This window comes from Pseudomonas sp. R62, from assembly GCF_000257605.1.
Taxonomy (GTDB): domain Bacteria; phylum Pseudomonadota; class Gammaproteobacteria; order Pseudomonadales; family Pseudomonadaceae; genus Aquipseudomonas; species Aquipseudomonas atacamensis.
Genome location: NZ_JH635999.1, coordinates 1,246,367 through 1,253,395 on the forward strand (window position 1 = coordinate 1,246,367; position 7,029 = coordinate 1,253,395).

General features: G+C 61.6%; 3 protein-coding genes. All 3 read left to right on the forward strand.

All coding sequences use genetic code 11. The features are described 5' to 3' along the window. The coding region (locus OQK_RS23845; RefSeq protein ID WP_016774624.1) for an efflux RND transporter permease subunit at positions 1 to 3,012 on the forward strand (3,012 nt) is incomplete at its 5' end. Then, positions 3,009 to 4,481 carry an efflux transporter outer membrane subunit gene (locus OQK_RS23850; RefSeq protein ID WP_016774625.1) on the forward strand — a complete coding sequence of 491 codons (1,473 nt, stop codon included), beginning with the start codon at positions 3,009 to 3,011 and terminating at the stop codon, positions 4,479 to 4,481. The genes OQK_RS23845 and OQK_RS23850, both read left to right, overlap by 4 nt. Positions 4,482 to 4,780: 299 nt before the next feature. After that, entirely contained in the window at positions 4,781 to 6,862 is a 2,082-nt protein-coding gene (locus tag OQK_RS23855) for a putative bifunctional diguanylate cyclase/phosphodiesterase (RefSeq protein WP_016774626.1), read from the forward strand. Positions 6,863 to 7,029 lie beyond the last annotated feature (167 nt).

Consider the following 7,029-nt stretch of genomic DNA (forward strand, 5'->3'; position numbering starts at 1 on the left):
CCGGTATCGCCATTGCCGCAGATGGATTTCCCGGTGATCGTGGTTCAGGCCAGTCTGCCGGGCGCAAGTCCCGAGGTGATGGCTTCAACGGTGGCGACGCCGCTGGAGCGTTCGTTCGGTGCGATTGCCGGCGTCAATACCATGAGCAGCCGCTCCAGTCAGGGTTCGACGCGGGTGATTCTGCAGTTTGACCTCGACCGCGACATCAACGGCGCGGCGCGGGAAGTGCAGGCGGCGATCAACGCCTCGCGCAATCTGCTGCCGAGCGGGATGCGCAGCATGCCGACCTATAAAAAGGTCAACCCGTCGCAGGCGCCGATCATGGTGCTGTCGCTGACTTCGGATGTGCTGGAAAAAGGCCAGCTCTACGATCTGGCCTCGACCATCCTCTCGCAAAGCCTGTCGCAAGTGCAGGGCGTTGGTGAAGTGCAGATCGGTGGCAGTTCGCTGCCGGCGGTGCGCATCGAGCTCGAACCGCAGGCGCTGAACCAGTACGGCGTGGCCCTCGACGATGTGCGCAAGACCATTGCCGACGCCAACGTACGCCGGCCCAAGGGTTCGGTCGAGGACGGCGAGCGCTTGTGGCAGATCCAGGCCAACGACCAGTTGGAGAAAGCCAAGGATTATGAGTCGCTGATCATTCACTACGCCGACGGCGCCGCATTGCGTCTCAAGGATGTGGCGAAAGTCAGCGATGGCGTCGAAGACCGTTACAACAGCGGTTTCTTCAACGACGACGCGGCGGTATTGCTGGTGATCAACCGTCAGGCCGGCGCCAACATCATCGAGACGGTCAACGAGATCAAGGCGCAGTTGCCCGCGCTGCAAGCGGTGCTGCCGGCCAGCGTCAAACTCAATCTGGCCATGGATCGCTCGCCAGTGATCAAGGCCACGCTGCATGAAGCCGAGATGACCTTGCTGATCGCCGTCGCCCTGGTGGTGCTGGTCGTGTACCTGTTTCTGGGTAACTTCCGCGCCTCGCTGATCCCGACCCTGGCGGTGCCGGTGTCGCTGGTCGGTACTTTCGCGGTGATGTATCTGTACGGGTTCTCGCTGAACAACCTGTCGCTGATGGCGCTGATTCTCGCCACCGGTCTGGTGGTGGACGACGCCATCGTGGTGCTGGAAAACATTTCCCGGCACATCGACGAAGGCGTCAAGCCGATGCAGGCCGCGTACCTCGGGGCCAAGGAAGTCGGCTTTACCCTGCTGTCGATGAACGTCTCGCTGGTGGCGGTGTTCCTGTCGATCCTGTTCATGGGCGGGCTGGTCGAGAGCTTGTTTCGCGAATTTTCCATTACGCTGGCGGCGGCAATCGTGGTGTCGCTGGTGGTGTCCCTGACGCTGACACCGATGCTCTGCGCGCGCTGGCTCAAGCCGCACACGCCGGGCCAGGAAAACCGCCTGCAACGCTGGAGCCACAAGACCAACGACTGGATGGTCGGCAAATACGCCACCAGCCTCGACTGGGTATTGCGTCATCGCCGTCTGACCTTGTTCAGCCTGCTGCTCACCGTTGGCGTCAACATTGCGCTTTATGTGGTGGTGCCGAAAACCTTCCTGCCGCAGCAGGACACCGGCCAGTTGATCGGTTTCGTGCGTGGCGACGACGGTCTGTCCTTCAACGTCATGCAGCCGAAAATGGAAACCTTCCGCCGCGCCGTGCTCAAGGATGAAGCGGTGGAAAGCGTGGCCGGGTTCATCGGCGGCAACAACGGCACCAACAACGCCTTCATGATCGTGCGCCTGAAGCCGATCAAGGAACGCCAGCTGTCGGCGCAGAAAGTCATCGAACGCCTGCGCAAGGAAATGCCCAAGGTGCCCGGGGCGCAGTTGATGCTGATGGCCGACCAGGATCTGCAGTTTGGTGGCGGCCGCGAGCAGACCAGTTCGCAATACACCTACATCCTGCAAAGCGGCGACCTCGCCGAGCTGCGCAAGTGGTTCCCGAAAGTGGTCACCGCGTTGCGTGCCTTGCCCGAGCTGACCGCCATCGACGCCCGCGAAGGTGCCGGGGCGCAACAGGTGACGCTGATTGTCGATCGTGATCAGGCGAAACGCCTGGGGGTCGACATGAACATGGTCACCGCCGTGCTCAACAACGCCTACAGCCAGCGGCAGATTTCGACGATCTACGACAGCCTCAACCAGTATCAGGTGGTGATGGAGGTCAATCCGAAATATGCCCAGGATCCGGTGACACTCAAGCAGGTCGAGGTGATTACCGCTGACGGTGCGCGCGTGCCGCTGTCGACGTTCGCCCATTACGAGAACAGCCTGGAAAACGACCGGGTCAGTCATGAAGGCCAGTTCGCGTCCGAAAGCATTTCCTTTGACATGGCCGAAGGCGTGACCGTAGAGCAGGGCAGTGCTGCCATTGAACGGGCGATCGCCAAGGTCGGCCTGCCGGAGGATGTAATTGCGAAAATGGCCGGCACCGCTGACGCCTTCGCCGCGACGCAGAAGAGCCAGCCGTTCATGATCCTCGGTGCGTTGCTGGCCGTGTACCTGGTGCTCGGTGTGCTGTATGAAAGCTACATCCACCCGCTGACCATTCTTTCGACTTTGCCCTCGGCCGGGGTCGGCGCGTTGCTGTCGATTTATGCACTGGGCGGCGAGTTCAGCCTGATTTCCCTGCTGGGGATATTCCTGCTGATCGGCGTGGTGAAAAAGAACGCCATTCTGATGATCGATCTGGCGCTGCAATTGGAGCGTCATCAGAGCCTGTCGCCGCTGGAGTCGATCCGCAGCGCCTGTCTGCAACGCCTGCGACCGATTCTGATGACCACGCTGGCGGCGATCCTCGGCGCCTTGCCGTTGCTGCTCGGCCGTGCCGAGGGTGCGGAAATGCGCCAGCCGCTGGGACTGACCATCATTGGCGGCCTGGTGTTCAGCCAGGTCCTGACCCTTTACACCACCCCGGTGGTTTACCTATATCTCGACAAGCTGCGCCATCGCTTCAACAAATGGCGTGGCGTGCGCACTGACGCCGCTCTGGAAACTCCGCTATGACTGACCGTTCGCTTCTCCAATTGGCCACCGTTCGCGGCTCGCGCCTGTTGAGCCTGTCACTGTGCGTGGCGCTGCTCAGCGCTTGCGCAGTCGGCCCGGACTACCAGCGGCCGCAAACTGCCGAAATCGCACAGTTCAAGGAGGCCGAAGGCTGGCGTCAGGCCAATCCCAGCGACTCGCTGGCCCGTGGCGCCTGGTGGGAGTTGTACGGCGACCAACAGCTCAACGCCTTGATCGAAAAACTCAACAGCTCCAACCAGACCGTTGCCCAGTCCGAAGCGCAGTTTCGTCAGGCGCAGGCTTTGGTGCGCAGCGCGCGTGGGGCGTTTTACCCCAGCGTCGACCTGAGTCTGGGCAAGACCCGTTCGAGTCAGGGCACCGGTAGCAGCAGTTCGAGCCTGAGCAGTTCCTCAAGCGGCATCCGCGACACTTATAACGCGCAGTTGGGCGTCAGTTGGGAAGCCGACGTCTGGGGCAAGCTGCGCCGTGGCCTGGAGGCCGACGAGGCCAACGCCCAGGCGAGCTTTGCCGATCTGGCAGCGATGCGTCTGAGTCAGCAATCGGAACTGGTGCAGAACTACCTGCAACTGCGCGTCATCGATCAGCAGAAGCGTCTGCTCGAGGCCACCGTTGCCGCTTATGAACGCTCGCTGAAAATGACCCAGAACCAGTACCGCGCCGGGGTTTCCGGGCGCGATGCGGTGGCGCAGGCGCAAACCCAGTTGAAAAGCACCCAGGCCGATCTGGTCGACCTGATCTGGCAGCGTGCACAGTTTGAAAACGCCATCGCCGTACTGACCGGCGAAGCACCGGCCAACTTCAGCATTGCCGAAAGCCAGAGCATCCCGAATCTGCCGCAGGTACCGCTGAGCTTGCCTTCACAACTGCTGGAACGCCGTCCTGACATCGCTTCGGCCGAACGCTCGGTGATTGCCGCCAATGCCAACATCGGCGTGGCGAAAGCCGCGTATTACCCGGACCTGACCCTGAGCCTGAGCGGCGGCTACAGCAGCAGTACCTCGAAAAACCTGATTAGCCTGCCGAACCGTTTCTGGTCGGTCGGCCCGCAGCTTTCTTTGCCGCTGTTCGACGGTGGCATTCGTTCGGCCGAGGTCGACCGCAGCGAGGCGGCCTATGACGAAACCGTCGCCCGCTACCGCCAGACCGTGCTCGACGGCTTCCGCGAAGTGGAAAACTACCTGGTCCAGCTCAAGGTGTATGAAGACGAAGCAGCAGTGCGCCAGGAAGCGCTGGATGCTGCCCGCGATTCCCTGCGCCTGACGGAAAACCAGTACAAGGCCGGGCTGATTGCTTATATCGACGTGGTAGTGGTGCAGGCCACGGCGCTGAGTAACGAACGAAGTGTGCTGAATATTCTGCAGAGCCGACTGATCGCCAGCGTACAACTGATCGCCGCACTGGGCGGCGGCTGGGACGGCCAACTGGACGTCGGCGACAACACCCGATGATTGTTCCCACGCTCTGCGTGGGAATGCCTCACCGGACGCTCCGCGTTCAGCTTTGAAAGGGACGCGGAGCGTCCCCGGCTGCATTCCCACGCAGAGCGTGGGAACGATCGTCATCAACCAGTTCAGCTTAGGTTAAAGCCCACCGCAGAGCCTTGTAGGACGATCGAACAAGCGTTTCATCGGCTTGATGGCAATTTGGTTACTTTGTCAGTGCGTTCTTCCGCGCAATCAGTACAATCGCCGCATTTGCCCGACCGAGAATGGAAGCAGTACGGTTTCGGCTTGTCACGAGAACGTCCATGCTCATCGGCAGCTATTCCTTCACTTTGGTTTTCATCTCGTTGTGCGTGGCCATTCTGGCTTCCTACACGGCGCTCGACCTGACTGGGCGCATCGCCACGGCGAAAGGCCGGGCCGTGCATTTCTGGACGGCGGGCGGGGCGTTGGCGATGGGCGTTGGCGTCTGGTCGATGCATTTCATCGGCATGCTCGCCTTCAAATTGCCGATCGACCTGGGCTATGACTTCGCCCTCACTGCGCTGTCGCTGCTGATCGCGGTGCTGTCCTGCGGCTTTGCGTTGTGGCTGGTCAGCCAGCCGAAGCTGCCCCTGGCGCAACTGGCCTTCGGTGCGTTGATCATGGGAGCGGGCATCAGCGCCATGCACTACACCGGCATGGCCGCGCTGCGCATGACCCCGGGCATTGATTACGACCCGACATTGTTCAGCGCCTCCCTGCTGATTGCCGTCGGCGCCTCGGCAGCGGCATTGTGGATTGCCTTTCGTCTGCGCCAGCATTCGCCCTATGTGCGGCTGATTCGTGCCGGCGCGGCGGTGATCATGGGGGTGGCGATTGTCGGCATGCACTACACCGGCATGGCTGCTGCGCAATTTCCTGACGGCAGTTTCTGCGGCGCGACACTCAATGGCTTGAAGGGCAATGGTCTCGACAGTCTGGTCGTGGTCACCACGCTGGCGGTGCTGTCGATTGCCCTGTTGACCTCGATTCTCGATGCCCGCCTCGAAGCGCGCACCGCTGATCTGGCGCACTCGCTGACGGTGGCCAATCGCGAACTCACCCAATTGGCCTTGCACGATCCGCTGACCAGCCTGCCCAATCGCATGTTGCTCGACGACCGCATCAATCAGGCAATCAGAAAAGTTGAAGAGCAGGGCGGCTGCTTCGCCTTGATGTTCATCGACCTCGACGGCTTCAAACCGGTCAACGACGCATTCGGCCATCACATGGGTGACCAATTGCTGCGCGAGGTCGGCGCGCGTCTGCGTGAAGACCTGCGCAGCCAGGACACGTTGGCGCGGATCGGTGGCGATGAATTCGTTTTGCTGGTGCGCTTGAGCGAGCCCAATGACGCCTTGAGCCTGGCTGCGCGTCAGGTCGGCCTGATCGGTCGCACGTTCCGCGTCGCCGAGCATGATCTGCAGATTTCCGCCAGCGTCGGCATTGCCCTGTATCCGGGCAACGGCGCCAACGCCCAGGAACTGCTGATGAACGCCGACGCCGCGATGTACCACGCCAAGGGCGGCGGCAAAAACGGCTACAGCTTCTTCGATGCGTCGATGAACACCAACGCGCGCAAACAACTGCAACTGTTGCAGGACCTGCGCGCGGCCATCGAGCACAACCAGTTCTGCCTGCATTACCAGCCCAAATTCGACGCCGCCAACGGCCGACCGGTCGGTGCCGAAGCGCTGCTGCGCTGGAAGCATCCGCTGCATGGCATGTTGATGCCGGACAAGTTCATCGATCTGGCGGAGAAAACCGGGCTGATCATTCCGATGGGCGAATGGGTGCTCAACGAAGCCTGCCGGCAGATGCGCGAATGGTACGTGCTCGGTTACACCGATTGGCGTATCGCCGTGAACCTCTCGGCTTTGCAGTTCTGCCATGCCGGGCTGGTGCAAAGCGTGGCCAAGGCGCTGGCGACCCACCATTTGCCGGCCAACAGCCTGACCCTGGAAATCACTGAAACCACAGCGATGAGCGACGCTGACGCGAGCATGACCGTCCTGCAAGAGCTGTCGGACATGGGCGTCGACCTGTCGATCGACGACTTCGGCACCGGTTATTCCAGCCTGATGTACCTCAAGCGCCTGCCGGCCAATGAGCTGAAGATCGACCGTGGTTTCGTCCGTGATCTGGAGCACGACAGCGATGATGCGGCGATCGTCTCGGCGATTGTTGCGCTGGGGCAGGCGCTGGACTTGCGGATTGTCGCCGAGGGTGTCGAGACCGGCGCGCAACAGGATTTCCTGACCAAACTGGGCTGTGACTCGCTGCAGGGCTATCTGCTTGGCCACCCGATGCCGGCGGAGCGCTTCATGCAGGACATCGTGCGCGGGCAACGGCTGGCGGTGGTCTGAGAGACCCTGTGGGTGCGGGCTTGCTCGCGAAGGCGCCCGAATAGGCGCCACATGCAAAACCCGCCAATCGCAGTTATTCTTCCCCCGACTGTTACGTGTGCACGTGGGGGAAGGCCAGCATGGATAAAGTCATTGTCATCACCGGTGGCGGGCGCGGAATCGGCGCG

Excerpts from the sequence above, each read along its gene's own strand:
- OQK_RS23850 (WP_016774625.1), top strand. The coding sequence starts at position 3,009 with ATGACTGACCGTTCGCTTCTCCAATTGGCCACCGTTCGCGGCTCGCGC.
- OQK_RS23855 (WP_016774626.1), top strand. The coding sequence starts at position 4,781 with ATGCTCATCGGCAGCTATTCCTTCACTTTGGTTTTCATCTCGTTGTGC.